General features: G+C 60.4%; 24 protein-coding genes and 2 pseudogenes. 10 read left to right on the plus strand and 16 right to left on the minus strand.

From position 1 onward, the window contains the following. Positions 1-45 precede the first annotated feature (45 nt). The 8 genes and pseudogenes from phnC to phnG all read right to left on the minus strand — a co-directional run bounded on the left by phnC (position 46) and on the right by phnG (position 6,854). Positions 46-900, minus strand: a complete 855-nt coding sequence (phnC, locus tag WJU18_RS28215; RefSeq protein ID WP_423457454.1) for a phosphonate ABC transporter ATP-binding protein — start codon at positions 898-900, stop codon at positions 46-48. 96 nt (positions 901-996) lie between these two features. Continuing rightward, on the minus strand, positions 997-2,157 hold the full coding sequence (locus WJU18_RS28220) for an alpha-D-ribose 1-methylphosphonate 5-triphosphate diphosphatase (protein ID WP_423457456.1): 1,161 nt from the start codon (positions 2,155-2,157) through the stop codon (positions 997-999). Continuing rightward, a pseudogene (phnL, locus tag WJU18_RS28225) lies at positions 2,154-2,869 on the minus strand (phosphonate C-P lyase system protein PhnL). The gene WJU18_RS28220 and the pseudogene phnL overlap by 4 nt, the downstream one beginning before the upstream one ends. Then, positions 2,866-3,657 (minus strand): phosphonate C-P lyase system protein PhnK, encoded by a 792-nt coding sequence (phnK, locus tag WJU18_RS28230; RefSeq protein WP_423457458.1) that lies wholly within the window; start codon positions 3,655-3,657, stop codon positions 2,866-2,868. Before phnK ends, phnL begins: the two are co-directional and overlap by 4 nt. Then, positions 3,654-4,577: an alpha-D-ribose 1-methylphosphonate 5-phosphate C-P-lyase PhnJ gene (locus WJU18_RS28235; RefSeq protein WP_423457460.1), complete on the minus strand. Its 924-nt coding sequence runs from the start codon at positions 4,575-4,577 to the stop codon at positions 3,654-3,656. The genes phnK and WJU18_RS28235 overlap by 4 nt, the downstream gene beginning before the upstream one ends. Further along, on the minus strand, positions 4,574-5,686 hold the full coding sequence (locus WJU18_RS28240) for a carbon-phosphorus lyase complex subunit PhnI (RefSeq protein WP_423457462.1): 1,113 nt from the start codon (positions 5,684-5,686) through the stop codon (positions 4,574-4,576). Before WJU18_RS28240 ends, WJU18_RS28235 begins: the two co-directional genes overlap by 4 nt. Positions 5,687-5,688: 2 nt before the next feature. After that, the gene (gene phnH, locus WJU18_RS28245; RefSeq protein ID WP_423457464.1) at positions 5,689-6,342 is read right to left on the minus strand and encodes a phosphonate C-P lyase system protein PhnH; all 654 of its coding nucleotides are present in this window, start codon (positions 6,340-6,342) and stop codon (positions 5,689-5,691) included. After that, entirely contained in the window at positions 6,339-6,854 is a 516-nt protein-coding gene (phnG, locus tag WJU18_RS28250; protein WP_423457466.1) for a phosphonate C-P lyase system protein PhnG, read from the minus strand. The genes phnH and phnG overlap by 4 nt, the downstream gene beginning before the upstream one ends. Before the next feature lie 74 nt (positions 6,855-6,928). Here phnG and phnF point away from each other — a divergent pair, with 74 nt between their 5' ends. Genes phnF through phnN form a run of 3 tightly spaced genes read left to right on the plus strand, consistent with a single transcriptional unit; the run spans position 6,929 to position 9,037 of the window. Next, on the plus strand, positions 6,929-7,693 hold the full coding sequence (phnF, locus tag WJU18_RS28255) for a phosphonate metabolism transcriptional regulator PhnF (RefSeq protein WP_423457468.1): 765 nt from the start codon (positions 6,929-6,931) through the stop codon (positions 7,691-7,693). Further along, positions 7,683-8,474 carry a DUF1045 domain-containing protein gene (locus WJU18_RS28260; RefSeq protein WP_423457470.1) on the plus strand — a complete coding sequence of 264 codons (792 nt, stop codon included), beginning with the start codon at positions 7,683-7,685 and terminating at the stop codon, positions 8,472-8,474. The genes phnF and WJU18_RS28260 overlap by 11 nt, the downstream gene beginning before the upstream one ends. After that, positions 8,471-9,037 (plus strand): phosphonate metabolism protein/1,5-bisphosphokinase (PRPP-forming) PhnN, encoded by a 567-nt coding sequence (gene phnN, locus WJU18_RS28265; protein WP_423457472.1) that lies wholly within the window; start codon positions 8,471-8,473, stop codon positions 9,035-9,037. Before WJU18_RS28260 ends, phnN begins: the two co-directional genes overlap by 4 nt. 138 nt (positions 9,038-9,175) lie before the next feature. Here the strand turns inward: phnN and WJU18_RS28270 are convergent. Then, a pseudogene (locus WJU18_RS28270) lies at positions 9,176-9,807 on the minus strand (LysE family translocator). 199 nt (positions 9,808-10,006) lie between these two features. Here WJU18_RS28270 and WJU18_RS28275 point away from each other — a divergent pair. Beyond that, positions 10,007-11,077, plus strand: coding sequence for a pirin family protein (locus WJU18_RS28275; protein ID WP_423457474.1), 1,071 nt, complete (start codon positions 10,007-10,009; stop codon positions 11,075-11,077). A gap of 761 nt (positions 11,078-11,838) precedes the next feature. Here the strand turns inward: WJU18_RS28275 and WJU18_RS28280 are convergent. The 5 genes from WJU18_RS28280 to WJU18_RS28300 form a co-directional block, all read right to left on the minus strand. Next, complete coding sequence (locus WJU18_RS28280) at positions 11,839-12,795, minus strand: hypothetical protein (protein ID WP_423457475.1); 957 nt, start codon at positions 12,793-12,795, stop codon at positions 11,839-11,841. Next, positions 12,792-14,708 (minus strand): hypothetical protein, encoded by a 1,917-nt coding sequence (locus WJU18_RS28285; protein WP_423457477.1) that lies wholly within the window; start codon positions 14,706-14,708, stop codon positions 12,792-12,794. Before WJU18_RS28285 ends, WJU18_RS28280 begins: the two co-directional genes overlap by 4 nt. After that, on the minus strand, positions 14,705-15,967 hold the full coding sequence (locus WJU18_RS28290) for a metallophosphoesterase family protein (protein WP_423457478.1): 1,263 nt from the start codon (positions 15,965-15,967) through the stop codon (positions 14,705-14,707). The genes WJU18_RS28285 and WJU18_RS28290 overlap by 4 nt, the downstream gene beginning before the upstream one ends. A 34-nt stretch (positions 15,968-16,001) precedes the next feature. Beyond that, a complete protein-coding gene (locus WJU18_RS28295) occupies positions 16,002-16,832 on the minus strand; it encodes a DNA adenine methylase (protein ID WP_423457480.1) in 831 nt (276 codons plus the stop codon). Between the two features lie 813 nt (positions 16,833-17,645). Beyond that, positions 17,646-18,107 (minus strand): hypothetical protein, encoded by a 462-nt coding sequence (locus tag WJU18_RS28300; RefSeq protein ID WP_423457481.1) that lies wholly within the window; start codon positions 18,105-18,107, stop codon positions 17,646-17,648. A 603-nt stretch (positions 18,108-18,710) separates the two neighbouring features. Here WJU18_RS28300 and WJU18_RS28305 point away from each other — a divergent pair. Further along, positions 18,711-18,995 carry a helix-turn-helix domain-containing protein gene (locus WJU18_RS28305; RefSeq protein WP_423457483.1) on the plus strand — a complete coding sequence of 95 codons (285 nt, stop codon included), beginning with the start codon at positions 18,711-18,713 and terminating at the stop codon, positions 18,993-18,995. A 233-nt stretch (positions 18,996-19,228) separates the two neighbouring features. On the opposite strand, the gene WJU18_RS28310 is transcribed toward WJU18_RS28305, so the two are convergent. After that, positions 19,229-20,140, minus strand: coding sequence for a polysaccharide deacetylase family protein (locus WJU18_RS28310; RefSeq protein WP_423457485.1), 912 nt, complete (start codon positions 20,138-20,140; stop codon positions 19,229-19,231). Between the two features lie 58 nt (positions 20,141-20,198). Then, positions 20,199-21,083, minus strand: a complete 885-nt coding sequence (locus WJU18_RS28315) for a LysR family transcriptional regulator (RefSeq protein WP_423457487.1) — start codon at positions 21,081-21,083, stop codon at positions 20,199-20,201. A 147-nt stretch (positions 21,084-21,230) separates the two neighbouring features. Here WJU18_RS28315 and argC point away from each other — a divergent pair, with 147 nt between their 5' ends. From argC to WJU18_RS28340, 5 genes are all read left to right on the plus strand, one after another. Beyond that, positions 21,231-22,163 (plus strand): N-acetyl-gamma-glutamyl-phosphate reductase, encoded by a 933-nt coding sequence (gene argC, locus WJU18_RS28320; RefSeq protein WP_423457489.1) that lies wholly within the window; start codon positions 21,231-21,233, stop codon positions 22,161-22,163. Between the two features lie 54 nt (positions 22,164-22,217). Continuing rightward, positions 22,218-22,787 carry a YdeI/OmpD-associated family protein gene (locus tag WJU18_RS28325; protein ID WP_423457491.1) on the plus strand — a complete coding sequence of 190 codons (570 nt, stop codon included), beginning with the start codon at positions 22,218-22,220 and terminating at the stop codon, positions 22,785-22,787. Between the two features lie 146 nt (positions 22,788-22,933). Beyond that, positions 22,934-23,455, plus strand: coding sequence for a MarR family winged helix-turn-helix transcriptional regulator (locus tag WJU18_RS28330; RefSeq protein WP_423457493.1), 522 nt, complete (start codon positions 22,934-22,936; stop codon positions 23,453-23,455). Continuing rightward, positions 23,452-24,639, plus strand: coding sequence for a mandelate racemase/muconate lactonizing enzyme family protein (locus WJU18_RS28335; protein ID WP_423457495.1), 1,188 nt, complete (start codon positions 23,452-23,454; stop codon positions 24,637-24,639). Before WJU18_RS28330 ends, WJU18_RS28335 begins: the two co-directional genes overlap by 4 nt. A 32-nt stretch (positions 24,640-24,671) precedes the next feature. Then, complete coding sequence (locus WJU18_RS28340) at positions 24,672-25,640, plus strand: D-2-hydroxyacid dehydrogenase (RefSeq protein ID WP_423457497.1); 969 nt, start codon at positions 24,672-24,674, stop codon at positions 25,638-25,640. Positions 25,641-25,676: the final 36 nt, after the last annotated feature.

Consider the following 25,676-nt stretch of genomic DNA (forward strand, 5'->3'; position numbering starts at 1 on the left):
AGAACCGCGCAGAAATGCGCGCGAGAAAATCAGGTGGCGAAAAAATCAGGCAGCGTGTGCCAGGGGTGCCGGCCAGGCAATCACAGGTGAAGAGGCCGGCTTGGCGGGCTCATGTAGCGAGCTGCTGCCATTGAGGATCTCATCGGCCTGCATGCCGTAAAGCTCACGCAGCAGTGCGGGTGTCAACTCGCTGGAAGGGCCGTCATAGACCACGCGGCCCTGGTGCAGCGCGACCACGCGCGGGCAATAGCGCACCGCCATATCCACCTGGTGCAGCGACACCACCACGGTGCAGCGGTCTTCACGGTTGATGCGGGCGAGGATCTCCATCACCTTGCGCGAAGACTCCGGGTCGAGCGAGGCAATGGGCTCATCCGCCAGCACCACCTTGGCGCCCTGCACCAGGGTCCGGGCAATCGCCGCGCGCTGCTGCTGCCCACCCGACAAGGTCGAGGCGCGTTGCGCGAAGCAGTCGGAAATTCCCACGCGGGCCAATGCGTCGTAGGCCACCGCACGTTCCTCGGCCGTGAACCAGCGGGTCAGGCCTCGCCACCAGGGCATGCCGTGCACCCGGCCTACCAGCACGTTCATGAAAACCGGCAGCCGATCCACGAGATTGAACTGCTGGAACACGAAGCCGATCTGGGAGCGGGTGCGCCGCACGTCGCGCTGGATCCGTCCTTCGCGCTGCACGCACCGCCCCGCCACCTCGATCACCGACCCTGGCGTGGCGTCGCCCGCCACCAGGCCAGCCACGTGGCGCAGCAGTGTGGACTTGCCGGAGCCGGACGCCCCGATCAGGGCCACCATCTCGCCGTCGGCCACATCGATGCTGACGTTGTCGAGCGCGAGCTTGCCGCTGGCAAAGCGTTTGCTGAGATTGTGAATACGAAGAGCCATGTGGGGATTCCCAAATATGTCTAGACAGCTTTCAGTGTCGGGAAAGTTTGTGAAAGTCCGTTGACAAGGTTCGGAAGATTTCGTGACGGCATGGTTTTAGATGACCCGCAGGCCTTCGCGCCAGGCCGCGCGCACCACGGCCTGCTGACCACCGCGGGGCAGATCCACCACCCTCACCTGAATCAGATCCGCCCGCAAGCCCTCGCGAATTTCGCCCCGGTCGCCCAGCCCGCAAGAGCGCGCCGGATTGCGCGACACCGTTGCCACGGCCTCCGGGAGGCTGAGCAGTTCGTCATTCACCAGCCGCATGGCCGCCCCGAGCAGACTGCCGGGCACGTAGTCGGAGGACAAGATGTCGAGCAGCCCCAGACGCGCGAGCTCAGAAGCCGCCACGTTGCCCGAGTGCGACCCGCCCCGCACCACGTTAGGCCCGCCCATCACCGTGAGCATCCCGTGCTCGCGTGCCGTACGCGCCGCCGCGACGGTTGTCGGGAACTCCGACACGCTCGCCCCTTCGGCATGCGCCTGCCGCACATGCTCTTCCGTGGTGTCGTCGTGGCTGGCCAGGGCGATCCCGTTCGCCCGGCAGTAGTCCACAAAATACGCCCGGTGCGGCTGCGCATAGCGCGCCTGCAGCTCCGCCGCGTACTCCACCTGCCGCTGAAACTTCTCCAGGCTCCAGCCTTTCTTGCCCGTGTAGTACACCCGGGCCTGCTCGATATCTTCCCATTGCCGTTGGCCCGGCGTATGGTCCATCAAGGAAATCAGCGAGAGCCTTGGATGCCCGTGGAACGGCGCGAACAAGTCGATGGTGTTCGGCGCGGGCAGCTCACAGCGCACGTGCAAATGATGGTCGGCCCGCAACAACCCCTGTTCGGAACAGGTGTCAATGGTGTTCAGCACCTGCTGCCACGCACCGCCCCGCAGGCTTTCAGGATCGGCATCGCCCACACCCAGCGCATCGAACACCGTAGTGATGCCAGCGGCTGCCACCTCGGCATCGTGCGCGAGCAGCGCAGGCGTCTCGGCCCACTGCACCTTCGGGCGCGGCATCAAGTGACGCTCGAAATTGTCGGTGTGGATCTCCACGAACCCCGGCATCAGGTAGTCGCCATCCAGATCATGCCCGGTGGCCTGCCCCACACCAACGCCGCTCTCCACCGCGGCGATACGGCCATCTTCCACCCGTATGCTGCCGTTCACGACTTCATCGGCCAGCACTACCCGGCCATTAAGGAAACTGATACTGGGTTTCATGCACTTTTCCTGAAGCGAGACATATCGACAAAGCGGGTGGCCACCTGCGCCCCCACCTCCTGGTCGTGGAAAATGCCCAGAACCGCCGAGCCACGGCTCATGGCCTCTTGGATCAGTTCCACCACCGTGTGTGTATTGGCGGCATCCAGCGATGCCGTGGGCTCATCCACCAGCAGCAGCGGCCGGGGCTTGATCAAACTGCGCGCGATGTTGATGCGCTGCTGCTCACCCCGGAAAAAGTCGCTGGCGGCAACGCCCACAGCCGCTGGGGAATGCGCAGGCGCTCCAGCCACTTCGCGGCTTCAGCGCGGGCTTTCTGCACGGCCTCCGGATCCGCGCCGCAGCCTTCCATCAGCGGCTCGGCCACCACATCGAGAGCGGACACGCGCGGAATCACCCGCAGAAACTGGCTCACGTAGCCCACGGTGTCGCGGCGCATGCGCACCAGATCTCGGGCGCTGGCCTCGGTCACCTCCAGGAACTCGCCGTCGGCACCGCGCACGCGGATGCGGCCGGCACTGGCCAGGTAGTTGGCATAGACCAGCTTCAGCAAGGTACTCTTGCCCATGCCGGAAGGGCCATCCAGCACCAGGCATTCCCCCGGGCTGGCCTCCAGATCGACATCGCTGAGAACCGGCAACTCGGTGCCGCTCTGGTGGTGAAGGGTGAAGCTTTTCCCCACCCCGGTCATGGAAAGAACAGCAGAGGTCATGGCTGCAATACCGAAGAAACAAGCAGTTGGGTGTAGGGGTGCTGAGGGTCGTCCAGCACCTGGTCGGTCAAGCCCGATTCGACGATGCGGCCGCGCTGCATCACCACCATCCGGTGCGCCAGAAGCCGCGCCACGGCCAGATCGTGCGTGACGATGACCACGGCCAGTTGCAGCTCCTGCGTGAGCTGCCGGAGCATGTCCAACAAGCGCGCCTGTACCGACACATCGAGCCCTGAAGTAGGCTCATCCATGAAGACGAGGCGCGGGTGCGTCACCAGGTTGCGGGCGATCTGCAATCGCTGCCGCATGCCGCCTGAAAACGTACGGGGCGCGTCGTCGATGCGGATGGGGTCGATCTCCACCCGCTGCAGCCACTCTTCGGCGGTGGCACGCAACTGGCCGTAATGGCGCTTGCCCAGTCCCATCAGCCGTTCACCGACGTTCGCGCCTGCCGAGACATCCATGCGCAAGCCATCGGCGGGGTTCTGGTGCACAAAACCCCAGTCTGTCCGCGCCAGCAGGCGCTGCTCGGCCTGGCTCATGGCGTGCACATCCTGCAGCGCGCCATCGCGCATGCGGTATTCCACGGTGCCGCCATCAGGCACCATCCGGGCCGCGATGGCATTGAGCAGCGTGCTCTTGCCCGAGCCGGACTCGCCCACCACGGCCAGCACTTCGCCAGGCCAGAGGTCGAACGAGGCCTCGTTCAACGCGGCCAATCCGCCGTAGCGTTTGGCCATGCCGCGCACCCGCAGCAAGGGAGAGGAATCTCGAGCGCAAATCGTCATGGCTGGCCCCTTTCATCAACCGCAACTGAAGCGCTTTCCGCCTGCCGATCCTGGCAGTAATCGGAATCCGAGCACACGTGCATCCGCGTGCCCTGGTCGTCGGTAATGATCTCGTCCAGAAAGCTCTCGGTAGAGCCGCACAGGGCGCAGGCCGAATTCCACTTCTGCACCTCGAACGGATGGTCCTCGAACCCCAGGCTTTCCACCTTGGTGTACGGAGGCACCGCGTAAATGCGCTTCTCGCGCCCCGCGCCGAACAGCTGCAAAGCGGGGTTCATGTGCATCTTCGGGTTGTCGAACTTCGGATTCGGCGAAGGCGCCATCAGGTAGCGGTCGTTCACCATCACCGGATAGTCGTAGGTGGTCGCGATGTGCCCGTAGCGCGCGATGTCTTCGTACAGCTTCACATGCATCAGCCCATATTCGGCCAGCGCATGCAGCGTGCGTGTTTCGGATTGGCGTGGCTCCAGGCGCTGCATGGGCTCGGGCTGCGGCACCTGGTAGACGATCACCTGCCCCTCGCTGAGCGGTGTCTCCGGAATCCGGTGCCGGGTCTGGATGATGGTCGCTTCGCGTGTACGGGTCGTCACAGGCACTCCGGTGGTCCGCTGGAAGAAGCGGCGGATGTTCACCGCGTTGACGGTGTCATCAGACCCCTGGTCGATCACCTTGAGCCGGTCGCCCGCCCCGATCACCGCAGCCGTCACCTGAATACCGCCTGTGCCCCATCCATAGGGCAGCGGCATCTCGCGCGAACCGAACGGCACCTGGTAACCAGGAATGGCCACCGCCTTCAGCAGCGCGCGGCGGATCATGCGCTTGGTCCGCTCATCAAGGTAGGCAAAGTTGACTTGAGGCGCGAGCTCCGCGGTTTCCGGGAGTGCTGCCTGCATCAGGCCTTGTTCCACAGGCATGTTCATGTGTTCTCCTGTTCGTTGCTTGGGGCCTCGGAGCGCGCCTGGGCACGCATGCGGCGCACCAGATCCAGCTCCGCCTGAAAATCCACGTAGTGCGGCAACTTGAGATGCTGCACAAAGCCGGAAGCTTCCAGGCTGTCGCTATGAAAGAGCACAAACTCCTGCTCCTGGGCGGGTGATTCCACAGCCTCACCCAGCTCCGGCGCCCGGAGTGCACGATCCACCAGACTCATCGCCATGGCCTTGCGCTCGCAGTGGCCAAACGTGAGGCCATAACCGCGCGTGAACTTGGGCGGCTCCGTCTTGCTGCCCGCGAACTGGTTGACCATCTCGCATTCCGTCACTTCGATATCGCCAATGGAAATCGGGAAATCCAGCTCTTCGGGCGCCAGCTCTACCGCCACCATGCCCAGGCGGATCTCGCCCACGAAAGGATGGGTGTGCGAATAGCCGCGCTGCGTCGAGTAAGCCATGGCCAGCAGAAAGCCTTCGTCGCCGCGCGCCAGGTTCTGCAAGCGCGTAGGCCGGTCAGCCGGAATGCGCAACGGCTCTTGCGTCAGGTCCTTCGGAGCGGGATCACCGGCAGGCTCCGGGAACATCTCGATCAGCTCTTCCTGATTGAGCAGATCCACCACGCGCGGCGCATCCACCGGTACCGAAACCGCGGCACCGCTCTCGGCAGGAAGAGAGGCTTCCCCTTGACCCTCGGCCATCAACGTGAAGTCGAGCAGGCGCTGGGTGTAGTCGTACGTAGGCCCCAGCAGTTGGCCGCCCGGCACATCCTTGAAGGTGGCCGAAATGCGCCGCGACAAGCTCATCTTCGCCGTGCGAAGCGCGCGGGTTTCGCCCAAGCGGGGCAAGGTGGCGCGGTACGCCCGCACCAGAAAGATCGCCTCCACCAGATCGCCGCTGGCCTGCTTGATGGCCAGGGCCGCCAGATCAGGGTCGTAGACCGAGCCTTCGGTCATCACGCGGTCCACCGCCAGTTTCATCTGGGAGCGGATCTGCCCGATGCTCAGCTCAGGCACCGCCAGGTCGCCACGGCGCTGTTGTGCCAGCAAGCGGTAGCTGTTGAGAATGGCGGTCTCGCCGCCCTTGACTGCAACGTACATGTTCAGGCCTCCATCGCCGCCAACGAGCGCGGACCGGTCACAAGCTCGGAAATCACACGTGTGGTGCGAGGCAATCCCACCAACTGGCCTTGCACAGCCAGCAGCACATCGACGCCGCGCGGAAACAACGCGTGATTGGCGGCCCATTGGTCCTCAAAATCAGCCGACAAACCGCGGACCGACAACGCTTGCTCCCCCAGGATGCCCGGGCCTTGCAGCGTCCACGCCTGCCCTGCGGTTCCGCTTATCGACTCCACTTCCATGATGCAAGTGGCGGATTGGTCGGGGCTCTCGTCGGTGCCGCGATGAAGCGCGGCCAATGCAGGCCATTCATCGCCCACAGCCAGCCAGAGAAACTGCGCCTGCGCCGGATCACTCACGCAGCGGCACCCGGTATGAAACCGCAGCCACGCCTCGGCATCCGAGCCTTGCAGCGAAGGCGACAGCCAAAGACTGCACTTGCTGTCCAGCAAGGCCAGCAGCGTCTGTGCGGCAGCAGCACTGCCCTGGCATTCCGGCAGCGTGGCGCGCACCGGAAGCTCCACCACGCGCCCCGGCATCGAGAGCGCCTCCAAGACGCGCCGGAATACCGCCTGGCTATCCTGGACCGGATCCTCGAATCCAGGCCGCACCCTTTGCAAAGCTTCCTGCTTCATTCTGCTTCCTCCTCGTCTGCGCCATCACCTGCTTCACGGGCTACCGTGAAGAAGTTCACCTTGGTGGATTGCACCTGCGCCTGCTTCTCGGCCTTTTGCGCGGCCAGGTATTGGCTGACCGATACCAGCAAGCCGCTGACCAGTTCCTCCTGGTGCGCCCCCTCCTGCAGCAAGGCATCAGCCAGCGCCGCCAGCTCGGCTTGCCGGTGTTGCCGCCCCAGCACATAGGCCACGCCCGCCGGGGCTTGCGAAGCGTCTTCCTTCACGCTGCGCAATGCGCAGCGCGTCACGGTGACTTCGCCCAGGTTGAATCGTTCGCCGGTTCCGCCGGTTCGGCCCTGCACCATGTACAGCCCGGTTTCCGGCCGCCGCAACCATTCGGTACGGCGCTCCGATTGAAGAGGCAGCAATGCAGACTCCAGCAGCGGCAATGGCGCGCGAGCCAGCAACGCCATCCAGTCTGGCCGCGATAAACCACGGCCGGAGCTCAGCTTGTCAAACGCTTGAAACACGGTAACGTTATCCTGTAATTTGTATAGACAACTTTCCAATGCCCTGAAGCTTAGAGGGCGCCTGTGTAGCTTTCATGACAAGAACCATCAGTTCCGATCCATTACCGCTGGCACTGCCAGATCCCACGCACAGCTTCTGGGCCCGCATCGCGCATGAGATTGCCGATGCCATCGGCCGAGGCGTTTACGCGCCGGGAGACCGCTTGCCTTCGGAGCAGCACCTGGCCACGCAGTACGGCGTGAACCGGCACACCGTGCGGCGGTCCCTGGCCACACTGGGCCAGCTCGGCCTGGTCCGCTCCACGCAAGGCAGCGGTACTTACGTGGAAGAATTCGCGGTTGATCTGGTCCTGCGCAAGCGCACCAGATACCGGCAAAGCCTGGCCCAGGCAGGCGTAAGAGGCGGCATGCGCGTGCTGGCCACCTCCCATGAAAAAGCGGACACCGAAGTCGCCAAGGCGCTGCGCCTACCTGTAGGCAAGCCGGTACTTCATCTGGTGGTGCTGGGCGATGGCGGCGGGCAGCCTCTGCACGTCAGCGACCGCTACTTCCCCTTGCCGCGCTTCGAAGGCCTTGATGCGTACCTGCAGGAAACGGGCTCCATCACGCAATCGTTCGATCGTTTCGGTATCACCGACTACACCCGCCGCCAAAGCCGGATCTCGGCCCGCATGCCCGCCGCCGAAGTGGCCTCGCATCTGCAACAGCCCGCCGGCCGGCCCACGCTCCATGTCACCAGCGTCAACATCGACATGAATGGCGAGCCCATCGAATACGCCAGCGCCTGGTTCGCGGGTGACCGCGTCACCCTTACAGTGGATCACGGCCATGACCTATGAGCTTTCATCGCCGGGCCGCTCCCAAGATGAAAGAGCAACCCCCTCGGGGGGCAGCGCACTACGCGAAGCGAGGGAGCGTGGGGGTCATGTTTCAAGATGCTATCGGGTAGCCATCTACTTCGCGCCGGATGTTCACTCGGGTTGGTGGCGAGCAGGCAGCGAATGGATTGGCCGCTGCGCTTCGACCGGCCAGGCTTTCCCGCCGCCGCATGTCGAAGGGCTGACGCCATCGGCCCTGAGCGAGCTGACGTCGGACCCTCGCCGCTACGGATGGCACGCCACGCTCAAGGCACCGTTTCAGTTGGCGGCTGGGCACGACCTTGATTCGCTGCGGCAAGCGATGCGCCAGCTATGCGCAGGCCGTGCGCCATTCGACCTCGCACCGCTTCAGGTCACCCTCATGGGAAATTTTCTGGCGCTTCGGCCCGCGCATGCCCAGCCCATGCTCGAAGAGCTTGCCGCCGATTGCGTGCGGCAGCTTCATCCATTGGCAGCACCGCTGACCGACAGTGAACTGGCGCGGCGCCGCAAAAGCCGGCTGACGCCCGAGCAAGACGAGTTGCTGCAAGCCTGGGGCTACCCCTATGTGATGCAGCACTTCCGATTCCATTTTTCTCTGACGGGGCCATTGCCTGCGGATGCCGTATTGCCCTTGTCAGAAGCCGCTGCAAAGCGCTTCAACGCCTTGCCGCCCTGCCATGTGGATCGGCTTTCCATCTTCATTGAGCCCGAGCCCGGCGCCCCGTTTCAGCTGTTGGAGCAAATGGAGTTTCAGCCTTGAACCATCGCCTTGTTTACATCATCGGCCCATCCGGAGCAGGTAAGGACAGCGTTCTTGGCAAACTGCGCGAAGCATGGCCCGCCCACGCTCCTGCGCACTGGGCCACCAGAACCATCACCCGCCCTGCCGATGCGGGCGGAGAACAGCACGAGGCCGTCAACGCCCCCACCTTCCAGCAGCTTTGCCAAGCCCAGGCCTTCGCCATGCACTGGACGGCCAATGGCCTCTCGTATGGTGTGCGCCATGAAGAACTGAAGCAGTTGAGCGCCGGACGCTGGGTCTTCGTCAACGGTTCGCGCGCCTACCTTACTGACTTTTTGCGGCAGTGGCCGCAGGCCACCGTCGTCCAGATCAGCGCATCCATAGAGGTGTTGACCAAAAGACTGGCCGCCCGAGGACGCGAAACCCAGGAAGCCATCGCCCTGCGCCTGTCCCGCGCCGTTCCGCTCCAGCTACCGCCCGACGCTCTGAGCATCCTCAACGACGGCGATCTGAATGATGCAGCCAACGCCTTGCGCGAATCTCTTCTGATGCGTGATGGCCGCCCGCTCAAGCACAGTTAAGCTAGCCCCAATCCCGTTCAGTTAAACCCAGCCCGTTCACACTGAGCGTGTATTCACCGCATTGTTTCTTTCGTCATTCCCGCGCAGGCGGGAATCCAGCGACAGCGCCCCCGTCCTCTCCGAGCCATCAATCGCCCATCAAGCCCGATGCGCCGACAAAACCAACCGCAGCCCCAATAGCATCATGACGCCCCCCGCCATCCGATCGATCCCCGCCTTGAAGCGCAAATAAGCCCGCCGCGGCCGCTCCGAAGACAACGCATAGGCGACGATCGAATACCACCCCGCCTCAATCAGGAACACGCAAGCGATCAACACCGCGCTAAACCCCAAGGACGGCGCCTTGGGCAGAAACGCCGCAAAAACGCTCGCATAAACAATCGCCGTCTTCGGATTGCTAACCTGCGTCGCAAATCCCAGCGCCAGTGATTTCTTCCTCGAAGCACCACGCCCAAGCAGCTCATCGGAAACCGCGAGCGGCACCTTGGCCCCGCGCCAGATCCTGAACCCCAAGTAAGCCAGATAAAGCCCCCGGCCACCTTGAGAATCAAATAGAGCGACGGAACCGCCAGCAGCACAGCCTGCAGCCCCAAAAGCGCCGCGGATCCAAAAAGAACACCCCCGAATCCCATCCCCAGGGCCGCCATCAGCCCATTGGACCGCGAGGTAGAAACCGCCGTCCGCGCCACCATGACAAAGCTGGGCCCAGGGCTGATGACACCCACAGTCAGCGCGGCAATAACGCCGATCAGAGCAGAAATCTCTTGCATGGACGGTCTTTCGTGAAGAAGCCGGCCCACTTAGAGAGCCGGTCAAGAAAGCGATAGTAGCTCCGCCCTCCTCCATTCAGCAACCAGTGCCTTCACCCGCCCCTAGCACCCACCTATTGCATTCCCCTACCCGACCACCATCTATATCCATTAAACGGAGCCCCAGTCGCCCCTACCAATCGCTCCCATAGGACCTCCCATGAAAGCCCCATCCAGCGTCATCCTCGGCGCCCAAGCCCTGGAGCAAACCTTCCCCGGCATCGACCCTTTCATCTTCGGCGCCTACCACCAAGACCACTACCCCGCCGGGAATGGCCAGCTCGGCCCAGACCCCACCTTGCTGAAGGGCCGCGACATCGGCATGGATTTCAGCCGCCAGGACGGCTGGAGCATGTACCACGGCGACAAAATCCCCGGCTTCCCCGCCCACCCGCACCGCGGCTTCGAAACCGTGACCATCGTCCGGAAAGGCCTGGTCGACCATGCCGACTCCCTGGGTGCCACCGCTCGCTATGGCGAGGGTGATGTGCAGTGGCTCACCACCGGCAGCGGCGTGCAGCACGGCGAGATGTTCCCCATGGTGCACGAAGACAAGGACAACACGCTCGATCTGTTCCAGATCTGGCTGAACCTACCCGGCAAGAAGAAAATGGCCCCGCCCGACTTCACGATGTTCTGGGCTCACGACATCCCGCACGTCGTGCAGATTGACGCGCAAGGTCGACGCAGCGAAGTGGAAGTCATCGCGGGCAACTATGCCCCGGTCGACGCGGCTGCCGCAGGCGGTCAATCACTGGTCAAAGCCCTAGCACCTCCGCCCAACTCCTGGGCCAGCGAAGCAGAGGCCGACGTCGCCATCTGGATCATCCGCTTGGAACCCGGAGCCAACCTGACCTTGCCTGCCGCCAGCAGCCAGGCGCGGCGTGCCCTGTATCTGACCACCGGCAGCACCTTGACGGTAGATGGCCACGCCTTCAACCAACGCGTGGTGGTGGAAGTCCGCGCCGACGCGCAAGCCCCACTGCAGAACCAAGGTACGGAAGTAGTTGAAGTCCTTCTGCTACAAGGCAAGCCGATTGGTGAACCAGCGGCTGCGCACGGCCCCTTCGTGATGAACAACCAGCAAGAGTTGGTGCAAGCGATCCAGGATTTTCAGCGTACCGAGTACGGCGGCTGGCCCTGGCCGTCACATGCCCATACGCATGGCAAGTCCAGTCGATTTGCCAAACATCCCGATGGGCGAGTGGAAACCCCCTCCGTCGGGGAATAGCTCTCAACTTACTTAACCTGGCCGAGGAACCCCTAGATGACTGAAACGGTAAACATAAAGAAGGCCAGTCACAACCACTAGCATTCACTGCAAGGCCGTCGGCAACAATGGCCCTGGAGCATATGTGGTGAGAGTTCACACTGCAACTGAAATCGCAACAATCGCCGCAGAGCGGCTCCCAGGAAACGATGTCCGCTTCACGCTAGACAGAGTTATTCGCCGTCGCCTGCCCGAGCACTACTTTGGCTGCAACCGCCCATCCGATGGGCACATGGAAGTTGAGGGGCGCGATCATCTGCGGCACCTCGCGTAGGAAGCGTAGTCCCCAGCCAGGAGCGAATCGCGGTAGGCAATCGTCACGCAGGCAAACGTATAGTTCGACGCGCCTATGGCCGCCATCGACACCTGTCAGCGCCCGCCATTAGCCAATATCAACGCCGGTTCGGCATAGTCCACGAACAGATTCTCGTCGACAGCTGTTTGGGGCTTGGGGTGAGGTCGACCGGTTGTTTGACCAACAGGGTGTAAGCGAGGGCAAATCAGGGCTTACTCTAGGCTCAGCGTTGAGAGTTTTCGCGGCAAAGTTAGGTTGCTCCTGGGCTACACGGCAGCGCAAATGCGTTGGCGGGGCATGGCCGGAAGCGACCGCCCCCACGAACACGATCAAGCAATTTTGCTGTCGGCAGACACTTGGTCCATTTCTTGGCGTTAGCGCCTTGACGCGCTCCTCACACTGCTCGGCCAAGCGTCAATTGCCCCAATCAGACAGCGTCTGGTATCTCGGCGACTGGTTCGATTCGACAGCTTAATATGACGGCGTGAGGCGAGGGCTGGCCTTGATCCGTGCTGGACGTGTTCTCTCCGTCAACGAACCAGACTGCGGTCTCCTCAATGATCATAGCTACCAGAAGAGATAGTGCGAAGAACACTTTCGGCCCAAATGGAAGCAGGATAGGACGCGCAGTACGTCGAGTCCCGCGTACGAGAGACAGAAGCGAGTGGTAGGCATCGACGGGCTCCATCACCCCATATTCGATCTGCTTGCCATTCAACTCCTGCAGCAGATCCTTGTTCTGCTCCTGCACCTCCTCTAGATATTTCTCTTCAGGAGAGGTCGGAACGAACAGCCAGGTGTCCCCCGGCTCCAAATACTCCGCCGCACCGATAGCTTTGCCCTTCTCGTAACCCAACGCCACGATTAGCTCGATCGGGTTGTCTGGCGCTGCCGTCCAACCCGCGAACTCGTCGTTCACCGGTGCAATCCGGCGGATGGCGGAGGACCATTGGGCAGTTGGCTTCACATAGCGCGCCAAGCTGTAGCCGATCTGAAGGTCCACCGGCCCGCTGTGTGCAAGTCTCTTGATCTCCGAAAAAATAGCGCCCATCTGCTGGCGCGACAGACAAGACACGTCGACAAATATCGAAACCGTGTCGTTGCTGTTGCGCGAGAGGGCGCGGATGGCATCGCATGTGTCGCGACATGTCAGACGTTCAACCTCGAGGCGCTTCGAGAACCGGGCTTCACCTTCGACTCCATATCCAACCGCAATCATCCGCGCGTTCAGATCACCCTCGGCCGTCAGCAGCATCAGCAGATTCCGTCTCCGCCGGCCTTCGCCGTCTCCGACAATGATCAGTGCAGGCTCGCTGCTAAGCGCAGCAGAAGTTGCCTTGCCTTCGATGTTTACTTGCGTGAGGTTTCGGATGGCCAGCTTCAAAATAACCCATCCTGCTTCCACGCCCCGGATTGCTCCGGTGGCGATTCAACAACTTTCGCTTCACTCTTTCGCTCCACGGGAGGTGGATTGAGGATCGCAGACAAGGACACTGGTTTTGACTTCCGCATCGGCAACTTGAAGATCGGCGCTAGGAGATAAGTCAATCTGAAGCGCTTGCCCCTAAGCGACCGGTATCCACCAACCGTCGCGGCCGATTCAAAGCAAACGATTGCGCCATGGTTCGTCGCGATCCGCAAGGCGTTCTCGACGTCATCGTCGACGTCGTTGTCGACGATGAAAGACAACGGAGGATCCTCGACAAAGTCGGCAGTGACCAAACGGTCATGAAAGTAGTCACCTATCTTCTCCAGCACTTGGAAAACCGATGCAGAAGTCTTGATTGAGTGGAACTGCTCACTGGCCAGGGACTGTAACATCTCAGAATACCGCTGGCAGTTCCAGAGCACCCCTTCCGTCTGCCGAGGCACTGGCACAGGAAGCTGCCCGGGGTCAGCATGGGACAGGATGCGTGTGATCAGACCGATCAGCCAACGTGGATTGCCCTCGCTAATCGCCGACAGAGACTCCCAACCCGCATAGGTGGCGTTGAACGGCTTCACGCCACGCTTGCGTCCTTCTGACCTGCCTCGGTAAGCGCTCCGGAATGCAACCAGCGGTGCGACCTTGCGCAGAGTGTTGCCGTTCAAGTCGCTAGGCTGCATCCCAAGTTCCCGCGTAAGGTCGATTCCCTTACGTTCGAGAAATCTGACGAAGGAAGCGTCCTTCTCTGCGAGTGAGACAAAGTGATGCTTGATCTGCTTGGCCGCTGCACGCGTAGCCCCTGCGAACAATCCCAACTGCTCCGCTTCTTCACCCTCGTCGACCACCGGGTAAGCAGACGTGCCGAACACGTTGTTAGGGGTTTCACCGCTCAGCCCTATATAAGACTGACTTCTTGAAAGGAACACGTTCTTGCAGAACTCGCTGGCCTCTGCCTTGTCCGCGTACCAAAGCTCGACCTGTCGAACGTCGTTGAGTTGGCTTGGAGCGGCAACGTCTCGCTGGTAGAGCACCTCAGGTCCGCACGGTGCCAGTGCGACCTTTAGCAAGAGCTTCTGACCACCGCTCGCTCGCATAGACGCTAGCACCATCTGCTGCAAATGCATCGGCGCCACCTCGAACTCGTCAAGGAGCAGGCACCAACGATGGTCCGACCGGCAATACAAGGCGTCAAATGTCTGCAGCCCCTGGGAGGTTGCTTCCAACATGTCGAGACCAAGATAATCGCAGCTGCGAACAGCTGTTTCCCCGACCACCTCCGGTCCCAACGATGCGCATAGATGCGCTTGGCTCTTGATGTCCAGCAGACGGAGGCGCAGCGCTTCCACCAAGCTGGCTGGGGACAACGAAATCGGCTTGAGGCGCCACAACGCCGCAATAGACTTGATCGCGACCTCCAGCTCGGTCTGCGTCGGACGCAGCTCGCCATCAACGATATCGTTGCCGCGCCGAACGGGGTTCAAACGAACATGCCGCTCAATCCCGTTGGCAACCGCCAGCAATACGTGCGTCACGAACGCGGCCTCCGAGAACAGGATGCCCACCTGTTCGTTCTGGCCCGAGCGCTGCAGCGACTCGAGCATCGTGCCCCACGCTATGTCGGAAGGAACGTAAACTCCGGTATAGCCGAGTGTAGACTTGACCTCATCCGCTTGCGGACCACTCCAGGCCGCTTGTCCCTCAGCGCTCAGCATCTTCAGAAGCGTCGTCTTACCGCCGCCCCGAGGTCCGACCAACACCGAGTTCCACGGTCCAGCCAGAAGCGCAAACTTCGTGGATGGCACGAACGTGCGAGCCACATCCGCAAAGCTCATTGCTTTGGCGTTGAATGGCTCCAGGAAACCCTGACTCATGAGGCTTTCCTCTCTAGCGTCAGCCATCGGCCGTCTCTGTCTGCATGGATATTTAGACCATGTCGACGATCGAGCTGCTTTTTAACGTAATTGCGCGACTCTGGCGTCAGCAGGTCAGCCTCGGGAACATGCTGGATAACATCTGACCAGTCCATCGGAAGATCCTTGAGACTCGCGATCTCGACAATAACTCTTCCGGGATCTCGAGCGCCAAATGATGCACCGTTGTAGATGCTGTTGCCGTCAGAGATTGCGGGCTGCCAGCCCTTCCCTTGCGCCCAGTCCCAGGTGCGAAACCGCCCAGTGATGCCGCGAGAATCCAGCCTGACTGTGAGCAGGTAAAACTGGTTCTGAAAGGTCCCCGCCAGTTCGCTGATATAGAACGCAAGGCTTGCCGCGCCGAACACGAACGGCTGTTCGCCATTACCCGCAGAGATTCCCAGTCTCGCTTCGTGCTTGTGGCCGTGGATCACCAGCCAATTACCCTCTTCAGACAGCAGTCGCAGGAGCTCTTGGCCGTTGTCGATGAAGTCGTGCGCGCCTTCGCCGTTCTGGGTGTGCGGCTCAGGCGGATGATGCATGATCGCGATGCTGATTTTGCGATGATCGCATTGCTGCAACGCCAACTCCAGCTCCGCCACCGCTGACTTTGGGAATGTACCTCGCTCGTGCTCGAACTTATCGTGACCGTGTTCGCTGCAACTGTTGACGAGTAACACCTGATATTTCTCGGCCTGAACTAGGACAAGCCCTGCTCCGAAGTACCGTACCCGATGATCTCGCCCCTTGGCCCCATCGTCGTCGCCCCGCGTCACCGACGGATACGGGGGCTTGAGAACCTTCAGCGGTTCGAAGGGCCCCAGGCCGGCTTTCAGGTTCGCGATGACATTCTCGTGAACTTTGGCTTCCAGGCTGCGAGAGGTGACATCATGATTGCCAGTCGCACACAGTACGTGCTCGCTTTGCAACCGCTTGCCTAGGTCAACCAAGTGCTTCCACCCCGCGGCAAGCGTCAAACCGTCATTTTGGAACGCGATATCGCCCGGACAAAGAACCGCGTCTGCCGTCAAGGACTGCGTGGCAACGAGCTCGTTTAGCCCTGCCCATGGATTCTGCTTTGGACTTTCGCTCGCCAATTCACCCGTAGGCTTGATTTTCAGGTGCGTCCGCGCACCTGCCGCATGGGCGAAGTGCGGGTCACCCAGTACGGCAAACACTGCCTCCACGACTTGTCCATCATGCCCATCGGCATCCTCCACGAGCGCCCCCTTTTAATATTGATTTTGTGTATTGTTAGTCGTGCTGCCAATCGTAGTTGGAAAGAAGCACTTCGGCCGCGTGACGGCGTGCCGACGTAAATCCAGCAACGTTGCGCGCCACGGTAAGATCGCGACGCCGCCATTTATTAAGACCCTGTAAGACGGTGTCTGCAGGTGAGTATGAGAGGAGCACTTTCGCGCCGCGACGGTCTGCCGCCCGGAGCGATGCAATCAACCGCCTCTCATCTTTCTCTCTGAATGCGTCACAACCGTACTCGCCCCGATCCCGCTTGTCGCCCAAGGCGTAAGGCGGATCTAGATAAACAAAGTCACCGTTTCGGGCCTCCTCGAGAATCTCTTCAAAGTCGCTGCAGCGCAGCTCAGCGACCTTCAATAGCTTGGCGAACGCCTGAAAAGCCTCAAGGCTTGGCATGAAAAGATGACCCTTTCCTCGTGCGACGTTGAATTGACCTGCGCGGTTTGTTCGATAGACGCCATTGAAGCAATACCTATTCAGGTACACGAACTGGGCTGCGCGGTCGAAGGCGTTCAACCGCTCTCGTGGCACCGCCCTAAGCTTGTAATAGTCCTCTGGATTGCTGCCAAATTGCGACGCGCGCTTCCACACCGCACGCGGACAGCGCTGAACAATGCGGTACGTCTCGATGAGAGATCGATTCAGGTCCCCAAGGATGGCGTCCTCTACACGCAGTCGCAGGAACAGCACTGCCGAGCCTGCGAACGGCTCGATGTAGCGGTTTGCATCCTCGGGCACCGCGGCAAGCAGCAAGGGCAACAGCTTTTTCTTGCTACCGGCCCAACGCAGCAACGGCTCCGCCGCGCCAGAGGCGCCGTCGGGACTCAATGTTTGCCTCACTTGCATAAGCAAAGATTATGAACATAAACTTTATGAATCTGCAGGAATGTTGTTTCGTTAGCAAAGGCTGCGTTCAAGTAAGTTCGCAGAAAAGATGTGCCGCTCAGTAAATCAACCAAGCGTGCCCGTGCCTAAACCGGCGAGATCGACTGATTGGCACTGTTCTTTGGGGTCAAGCATGGCAGACTGACGGTGAGCAAGTGGCTGCTGCTATAGCTGACCCGTTCACCGGGCACAAATTAGGTTCTCAACGAGGTCTCAGGCCCCACAATGTTTGAAAGGCCCCTAGTGTGAATCAGCACGTAAGTTGCAGTGGTCGCGTTCGCACCTTCATCGCCTTCCGCGTAGCCCTCAGCGGTTGATCGAGATCTAGCGCCCCCTCCTCAAGCCGAGGAATGTAGAGGATCTCGTCTAGGCCTAAAAAGGCACACTCAGCCTAGGCAGAACCGTCACGCCATGCCACGTTGACGCATCGACAAAAGCGCCGTCATCTGGAGCCTGAACAGCGTCCGCCCGCCTGAACGGCTCTGCAACCTCGAAGTCCGTCAAAGGCCATTGCACCATGGCTTGCTCGGGTCAGCGCACTAGCTGCCCCCATATGCCGCTCGCTTGAGAGCTCATTGTCACGAGCACGAACCCAAGCATATTGCACTATCCGCTTTCATTTACCGTCAAACTTCTTTCTCATGAAAATAGAACATAGACAACGAGAGATTCGAGCGAGCAGATTTCCATTTTATCAAGCATCTAAGCTGCCAACTTTTCATCAGCCGTTCAATGGAGCGCTACTCGCCCGATTTTTTAAATTTCAATAATAGTAATATCTGATGCACACCCTCGATTGGTAGCGTGAATCTTGCCCGCCAAGTTCACTTCTGACGTAGTTGAATTGTTCTTAAGTACAGCCGAACTCACATCGGCTACCTGACCTGTTCCTAGATCTCTTAAGCTTCCAGAAAAGCGAAAACCATTTGTGTTGTCACCCGATTGATACGTCAGAGTCGCCTCTAGCACGACAGATCCACTTGAACGATCTCGGAAGGACATGAAAATCCCGTTATCTCTCGGGGCCGTGTCAATTGCAAACGTATTTATGCCAACTGCTGAACACGAAGCAAAGGACATCCTCACGAGAGGATCAGTGCCGATCAAGGTGCTATATGGGCTATCAATCGGGTCAAGGTCTTGATCGCTATCGCCACCACCACCGCATCCAATAACCACAAAAGAAGCTAATAGCGCAGCTACCAAAGTTTTTTTCATTTTATTCAATCCATTTAAATATATAAGTGAAATTTATTTCGCACAGATTTAATTCCACTAAAATCCCTATCTAAAAAGAGACCTTCAGAGGCCGTAAATCTGACATATAAATCAATAAGCGATTCTGCTTTCAGTCAGTCATCTAGCAGGTCTGTAGGAATTTTCGATTCATTAAGAGATACGAGAAAATCTTAATTCCTTATATCTCTGATCTATATACGGCCATCTCAATCTAATCGCACCGGTGCTCGGCAACAGGTAACAGATCGGCAGCCAACTGGTCCCGCCGTCGGCAATTTCAATAACAAGATCTTCCTCATTCATCACTCCTTTCGTTTGTTTTTTATTCGCCACTCGTCTTCATATGCCTTAGTCATATTGAAATAAAGATGCCCTCCTAAAGTCCCAAAAAATTCTTCTCAGCCGAAATCGCTTGCAGACGTAGGCGCCGGCAACTGGCTTGAGACCCTCTCCTCCATGGCCTGACGCAGCCTCCCTGATAGAGCAGGTGCGGGTCGACCACGAGAGACATGTAAAGAATAGTCTATTTTGGACTATTCCGAAACGGACTTTAACGTGCAATGACCTTCAAGTCACTGCGCGATGTCCCGCTCGACCCATAACACTGACTACCAGCTCTTGCTGTCTGTCCTCAAGACGGCTCGCAAGCGCATGGGTGTGTCACAGGTCGAACTGGCTGAGCGCCTGAGGAATACGCAGACCTTCGTGTCGAAGTGCGAGCGTGGGGAGCGCCGTATCGACGCTGTAGAACTGGTGGAATTCGCAGAAGCCTTGGACATAGCGCCCCAAGACTTGCTCAAGGAATACCTCGAGAAGCGTGGCAGTCGCCTGTTCGCACGAAGCAGGAAGACAATGAGCGGAAACTGAGTGCGGAACACTGTGTCCAGTTGTGGACAATGGGCACGCAGATCGAAAGTTGGTTCAATCTGTCTCGTGACGAGGCCACATTGAGTAAGGCCAATCTTGATCGCATGCGTGTTTTGGTTAGCGGCAAACGGCCTCGTGAGACAACAGCGTTGCGCTATGAGCAGCCCTTTTTTGCGCTCAGGCGGAAGAAGAGAGTCAACCGCCAAACGCCGGTCTCGCCTCAGAGGTGACCGCTAGGGCAGCAGCCCCGCTGAACGGAGCTTAGGTTCTTCATAGACCGAATCCTCGGCGGGGTAGCGCAACCCAGCAACGCCATGGACTTTCGCATTTGCCCATATGACACTTTCGCCAGCTGGCAACGTATCGGGTGGCGAGGTATAGACCGGGTCGTCAAAAGCGGTCATTGGCGGTACAAACGCCCAGCCGCGTTTTCTGAAAGCTGCCACGATTTCCGGCAGAGCCGCCGCGTTGATTTCGCTGGTATGCAGCAGCATCACGTGCAATGGACTGCGACCTAGAACCTGCTTTGCCAATCCATCGTAGTAAGACGCCCGGTCCAACAGGTGTTCGATGTATGCCGCCTTGACCCGGACGGCTTTTTCCTGCAAACCAGCCTTCAATAGCGTGGAATAGATTTGGTTGTAATACCAGTCGCTGGCATCGATGGAGACTGGGGCCGGCCTGTACTTATGGGCGTTCATCCACGACCGGAAGCCGTCGCGCTTTTCCAGCGTATCGCCTTCTTTCAGGTACGGGAAACGAAGCATGGGCACCCACGTCGGAAAGTGATTTAGCGCTGCATCAGCCTTCTCGACGTCCAAGATGAAGTCGGCGAGCGTCATATCCTTGGCGGCAAGACTTCTGTGTGAGGCGGTGTGATTGCCCACCGCATGGCCAGCTTGGGCCCACTCCATGATGAGGCTCATGCCTTGGTCGCCGCCGATGCGTGCGAGCGAGGGAAACACCATCGCCGTGATGCCCGCATCCTTAAGGACGGCAATGATTTTCTGATTCCAAACTTCGGCCTGGGTTTGCGTGTCGGGATTCAGCCCATCATCAAACGTCAAACTCAGTGTCTGCGCAAAACTCAATGACGACCAAAGCAGAACAGCCAGCGGTGAAATGAAGCGAATGATGGTCAACATTTGAGCTTATGCCCGGATGGGATCGATATTCAAAAACAACGGCGGTCAGTTGCGGCGTCTACACCAATCGCAGATCCCACAGCACATCGAGCACGTGCTGCGTGGAACGTTCGACATACCCCGCGCGATGAGCAATGCCGAGCCGCCGCCACAACGCCGGGCGCAGCGGGCGCATGACAATGCGCTTCTCGGGTAGCGGCGAAGTGGCCTCATGAGGCAACAGTGTTGCGCCATAGCCCGCCGCCACCAGGCTCTTGATGGCGTCGTTGTAGTTGAGCTGGATGCGCGGCACAGGATGGTGGCCGCCGGCAGCGAACCATTCTGCCGTCTGGCGAGAAAGACGCGTGGTGGCGTCATTGAGAATAAGCGGCTGGGTGGCGAGCCATTCTGGCGTGATACGGGCCGGGCATTGCCAATGTGCCGGCACAAAGGCCATCACCGGGTCGCGGCGCCAAGGCTTGATCACGAGACCCGCCACTGGGGGCTGGGGCAGCGCGATCAGCCCGACATCCAGCGTCCCATCGGCCAACCGCGACAGCGTTTCCTGCGAAGTGAGCACGGCGATCTGGATGTCGATGCCAGGATGCTGCTGGCGCAGCACTTCGAGTGCCTGCGGCAACAGGTGCGCGATCACACCCGTCGACGCACCTAGCCGCGCGCGCCCCTCAAGCCCCTGCACCTGGCGCTGAATATCGTCCAGCGTCTTTTCTGCATCGTCCAGCAACCGGCGTGCGCGCTCCACCAGCACTTCGCCGATGGCTGACGGCTTGATGTGCCCGCGCTTGCGTGACAACAGCGGCGCTCCAATACGGTCTTCCAACTCAGCGATGTGGAGGCTGACCGTGGGCGGCGCCAGGTGCAAGGCACGCGCCGCCTCGACAAACGAACCACGGTCGGCAATGGCGACCAAGGTGCGCAAGCGGTCCAGGCTGATTTCTCGCATACAGATAGATGAATAGAAGATAGATGCTCAGATTCATAGAAACTGAATATCAACTTTGTGAAATTCAACTTTCCTTATTTTATCTATCCGAGGAACATAAGGGCTCATTCCACAAGATATGGCACACAGTCACGGAGTATTCCTCGTATGAGCTCCCCCATTGTTTTCATCGACGGCGACCAGGGCACGACCGGCTTGCAAATCCACGAACGGTTGCGCAACCGGACCGACATCAGGCTGTTCACGCTTCCCGCTGCAGACCGTAAAGATCCGCAGCGCCGCGCGGAAGCCATCAACGCCTGCGACATCGCCATCCTCTGCTTGCCCGATGCCGCCGCGCGCGAGGCCGCAAACAGCATCACCAATCCTGCCGTCAGAGTGATCGACGCCAGTTCCGCGCACCGTACCCATCCGGATTGGACCTACGGGTTTCCGGAAATGACCAAGGGCCAGTCTGAACGCATTGCGCGTGCACGCCGGGTCACCAATCCCGGCTGCTATCCAACCGGCGCGATTGGCTTGCTGCACCCTCTGGTGCAAGCTGGGCTCCTGCCAGATCACTATCCGATCAGCATTCATGCGGTATCCGGCTATTCAGGGCAAGGGCGGGCCGGCGTGGAGAAGCACGAAGGACCGGAAGCCATCAGTGCGCCTGCGTTCCAAGTCTATGGCCTGGAACTTGCGCACAAGCACACGCCAGAGATCCAGCAGCACGCGGGGCTCGCGCAGCGTCCTATTTTTGTCCCCGCGTACGGCGCGTTCCGCCAGGGGATCGTGCTGACGGTGCCATTGGCGCTGCGGCTATTGGCACCGGGCGTCGATGGCCGCGTGCTACATACCTGCCTCTCGCGCCACTATGCCGGGATGCCTCATGTCAGCGTGTTGCCGCTGAGCGAGTCGAGCGCTTTGAAGCATCTGGATCCGCAAGTGCTGAACGGCACGAACGACATGTACTTAAGCGTTTTTCAGAACGAAGCGCATGGGCAGGTTCTGCTGTCTGCGGTTTTTGATAACCTTGGCAAAGGCGCCTCCGGCGCCGCGGTCCAGAACCTGGATCTGATGCTCACACACCAACAGTGACGGATGAATGGAGCCCGCGTTCAGCCGTCTTCCTCTATATGAAGACGGCGCCGCATGACTGAGCCTCGTTTGACATTCCTTGATCAGAATGAATGGGAGAACTGGCTGACGCAGAACGGCGGCACCTCGGCCGGAATATGGCTGCGCCTTGCCAAGAAGGGCGCAGGGCAGCCCTCCCTGACTTACGCACAAGCGCTGGAAAGCGCCCTTTGCCATGGCTGGATAGATGGCCAGAAAAAGACCGAGGATGAAGCCTACTGGCTGCAGCGCTTCACTCGGCGGTCCGCAAAAAGCATCTGGTCCCAGCTCAACAAAGGCCGTGCCGAGGCATTGATCGCGGCGGGCAAAATGCGCCCCTCTGGCCTGCGGGAGATCGAGAAAGCCAAGGAGGACGGCCGCTGGGAGGCCGCCTATGCCTCCGCCAGCAACTCGGTCGTGCCAGATGATCTCCAAGCCGCCCTGGATGCCAACCCCAAAGCCAGCGCCTTCTTTGCGGCCCTGAACAGCCGGAACCGCTACGCCATCCTGTTCCGGATACAGAACGCCAAGAAGCCCGCCACACGGGTGCGCAAGATCGAGGAATTCGTCGGCATGCTGGATCGCGGCGAAACCATTTACCCCTAGATCAAGAAGTTCGCTACACAGCGGATACCGGCACTTGACGTGCCATCCAGAACGTTTCCCTGTGCAATTGCCGCACTTCCTGTTTCCTGCGTCAGCTAAGGGAAAGCCCCGTATCGACCAGAGGCTCGGATTCCTAATATGTAGACATGTCTACATTGAAAAGAGAGCCTGACAGCAATTCCAACTGTCCATGGCTTGACCCCGGCCCGCATGGCAACAAGCTAAAGCTGGAGGACTACCCCAGCGCACTGTTGATGCGCGTGGCCAACCGTATCCAAACTGACGTCACCAGCGTCTACGCTCGGCAGCACGAGCTAAGCGTGCCCGAGTGGCGCCTGCTGGCTCGGCTTCACGAGTCTGCGCCGATGCAACTGACGGCACTGTGCCGCACCTCGTACTTCGACAAGGCCTATGCCGGCCGCATCCTGCGTGACCTGGAGGCCCGCGGACTGACCTGCACCCAAGCGGACGCAGCGCACCGGCGCCGGTTAATCGTCGACATCACGCCCGAAGGGCGGGCCCTTGCCCGCAAGGTGGTAGCGGTGGCGCGCCGCAGCCAGGCCCACCTGCTGGACGTGCTGACACCCACCGAACGCACAGCGCTCTATGAAACCCTGCACAAATTGCTGGACGCCACGTCTGCGCTGGCCCCCGAGGAAACCTCATGAGAATCACCAAAGTTGAAACCCTTCAGGCCGATGGCGGATACCGCGTCTGCTCCTACATCAAGGTCAGCACCGACGAAGGCTTGGTCGGCTGGGCCGAGTTCTACGACGGCTTTTCCGGCACCACGCTAAGCCCGCTGATTCTGGCATTTGGCAAACTTGCGATAGGCATGGACCCGCGGCACTTTGGCCGCATCAGCGAATCACTGCTGGCGACCACGCGTGTCTCGGCCGGCGGTATCTCGCACCAGGCGGTGGCCGCCATCGAGAACGCCTGCCTGGACATTGCGGCCAAAGCCTTAGGCGTACCTGTCTACCAGCTATTCGGCGGGCCGTTCCGCGACCGTGTACCGGTGTACTGGACTCATTGCGGCAGTTACCGCGTGCGCCATGCGGCTCTCTACGAGGAACTGGGCTACGAACCGGTGCGCACCCTGGATGACTTCACCCGCCTCGGGCGCGAAGCTGTGGCCCAGGGTTTCATGGGCGTCAAAACCAACCCGGTGTTCTTCGACCGCGAACAGCCTTATATGTTCAACGGCGGCTTCCGTATTGCCCCGGGCTTTCTAGACCGAAGCATCAACGATGCCCATCTGCAGGCGGTGGTGGACCAATTGAGCGCCCTGCGCGAAGGCATCGGCCCGCATATGCCTCTGATGCTGGACGTGAGCTTCAGCCAGCGCCCGGAAGGCTACCTTCGCCTGGCCCGCCGGTTGGAACCGCTGAACATGTACTGGCTGGAGCTGGACATTCGCGATCCCGAGGCGTTGGCTCACATCCGCAACCACACCAGCACGCCAATTGCCTCGCTCGAGGCCATGCATGGCCTGGCCGAGTACCGGCCTTATCTGGCTGGCCGTTCGGTGGACACGGCCATCATCGACCCGATGTGGAATGGCGTCTGGCAATCCGTACGCATCGCCACGCTGGCCGATGCGTTCGAGACCCATATCGCGCCGCACAACCCCGTCGGTGAACTCGGCAACCTGATGAGCCTGCAACTGTGCGCAGCCTTGCCCAACATACGGATCATGGAGCTTCGCCCGGACGAGGCTCCGTGGACGCGTGATTTCGTCACCCAATGCCCGGTGATGGAAGCCGGACATCTTCTGGTGCCGAACACCCCCGGCTGGGGCGCCGACGTAAACGAAGACGCACTGCGGGCGCACCCCGTGCGCGCTGCCTGATCCGATCAAAGAAACGAACAAGGAGACTACCCATGCGCATCGTCTATTGGCCCAAGATCCAGATTGGCAAGGCCTTGATCACAGAACAGCTCAGCGCCCAACCGGGTGTGGAGTTGGTGGTGGCGGACGCGCTGCCCCAAGTACTTGACGCCCTGCAAGGAGCTACTGGGATCGTGCTGGCCGACGCCCCCGAGGTCGAAGCCCGTCAGGTGGCCGAGGCTATCAGGGCTGGCGGTACGGTCCGCTGGATGCACTTCGTCTCCGCCGGAAGGGAGGGTTTCGAAGCGGTGGGCCTGCCCGCCGGCGTGGCTGTAACCTATGCGGCCGGCGCAGCGGCGCCAGCCGTGGCCGAACACGCCATGGCTTTACTGCTGGCCGCGGGGCGCCGCATCGCCGATGTGCTGGCCCAGCAGGCAAAGCGCCGCTGGGACCGCACGCCACCGGCATCGCGTGCCTGGGCACTGGAAGACAAGACCTTGGTGATCGTGGGTTATGGGCAGATCGGCCGCGAGATCGCCAAGCGCGCCAAACCGTTTGGGGCCCGCATCGTGGCGTTGTCACGGATGGCACCCGCTGCCGATGGGTTGGTCGACGAAGGTCTGCCGATAAGCCGGTTGCACGAGGTGCTGGCACGCGCCGACGCCGTGATGATTTCAGTGGCATTGACCACGGATACCCACCACCTCATCAACGATACGGCGCTTTCTGCGCTCAAGCCAGGGGCGCTTCTGGTGAATGTGGCGCGCGGCGGCGTAGTAGACCAAGTGGCGCTGCGCAAGGCCTTGCACGACAAGCAGTTGGCAGGCGCCGCGCTGGATGTGACAGACCCAGAGCCGCTGCCCGCCAGCGACCCGCTGTGGGACAGCCCAAACTTGATCTTGTCGCCCCATTTTGCTGGATCGGGCAGCCCCGCCAGTGCCCGGCGGCTTGCTCAGGGCGCTGCGGAGAACTTGCGGCGCTTCATAGCCGGAGAGCCCTTGCTGCACCAGATTGCGGGCTGACGATTTCGCAGCAGTTTCCAATCACCACAGGAGACA

Source organism: Ottowia sp. VDI28 (assembly GCF_049532675.1).
GTDB lineage: Bacteria > Pseudomonadota > Gammaproteobacteria > Burkholderiales > Burkholderiaceae_C > Ottowia.

What these genes read in the sequence shown, in the direction of transcription:
- phnC (WP_423457454.1), bottom strand. Translation starts at nt 900, where the DNA reads ATGGCTCTTCGTATTCACAATCTCAGCAAACGCTTTGCCAGCGGCAAG.
- WJU18_RS28220 (WP_423457456.1), bottom strand. Translation starts at nt 2,157, where the DNA reads ATGAAACCCAGTATCAGTTTCCTTAATGGCCGGGTAGTGCTGGCCGAT.
- phnK (WP_423457458.1), bottom strand. Translation starts at nt 3,657, where the DNA reads ATGACGATTTGCGCTCGAGATTCCTCTCCCTTGCTGCGGGTGCGCGGC.
- WJU18_RS28235 (WP_423457460.1), bottom strand. Translation starts at nt 4,577, where the DNA reads ATGAACATGCCTGTGGAACAAGGCCTGATGCAGGCAGCACTCCCGGAA.
- WJU18_RS28240 (WP_423457462.1), bottom strand. Translation starts at nt 5,686, where the DNA reads ATGTACGTTGCAGTCAAGGGCGGCGAGACCGCCATTCTCAACAGCTAC.
- phnH (WP_423457464.1), bottom strand. Translation starts at nt 6,342, where the DNA reads ATGAAGCAGGAAGCTTTGCAAAGGGTGCGGCCTGGATTCGAGGATCCG.
- phnF (WP_423457468.1), top strand. Translation starts at nt 6,929, where the DNA reads ATGACAAGAACCATCAGTTCCGATCCATTACCGCTGGCACTGCCAGAT.
- WJU18_RS28260 (WP_423457470.1), top strand. Translation starts at nt 7,683, where the DNA reads ATGACCTATGAGCTTTCATCGCCGGGCCGCTCCCAAGATGAAAGAGCA.
- WJU18_RS28275 (WP_423457474.1), top strand. Translation starts at nt 10,007, where the DNA reads ATGAAAGCCCCATCCAGCGTCATCCTCGGCGCCCAAGCCCTGGAGCAA.
- WJU18_RS28285 (WP_423457477.1), bottom strand. Translation starts at nt 14,708, where the DNA reads ATGAGTCAGGGTTTCCTGGAGCCATTCAACGCCAAAGCAATGAGCTTT.
- WJU18_RS28300 (WP_423457481.1), bottom strand. Translation starts at nt 18,107, where the DNA reads ATGAAAAAAACTTTGGTAGCTGCGCTATTAGCTTCTTTTGTGGTTATT.
- WJU18_RS28305 (WP_423457483.1), top strand. Translation starts at nt 18,711, where the DNA reads ATGTCCCGCTCGACCCATAACACTGACTACCAGCTCTTGCTGTCTGTC.
- WJU18_RS28310 (WP_423457485.1), bottom strand. Translation starts at nt 20,140, where the DNA reads ATGTTGACCATCATTCGCTTCATTTCACCGCTGGCTGTTCTGCTTTGG.
- WJU18_RS28315 (WP_423457487.1), bottom strand. Translation starts at nt 21,083, where the DNA reads ATGCGAGAAATCAGCCTGGACCGCTTGCGCACCTTGGTCGCCATTGCC.
- argC (WP_423457489.1), top strand. Translation starts at nt 21,231, where the DNA reads ATGAGCTCCCCCATTGTTTTCATCGACGGCGACCAGGGCACGACCGGC.
- WJU18_RS28325 (WP_423457491.1), top strand. Translation starts at nt 22,218, where the DNA reads ATGACTGAGCCTCGTTTGACATTCCTTGATCAGAATGAATGGGAGAAC.
- WJU18_RS28330 (WP_423457493.1), top strand. Translation starts at nt 22,934, where the DNA reads ATGTCTACATTGAAAAGAGAGCCTGACAGCAATTCCAACTGTCCATGG.
- WJU18_RS28335 (WP_423457495.1), top strand. Translation starts at nt 23,452, where the DNA reads ATGAGAATCACCAAAGTTGAAACCCTTCAGGCCGATGGCGGATACCGC.
- WJU18_RS28340 (WP_423457497.1), top strand. Translation starts at nt 24,672, where the DNA reads ATGCGCATCGTCTATTGGCCCAAGATCCAGATTGGCAAGGCCTTGATC.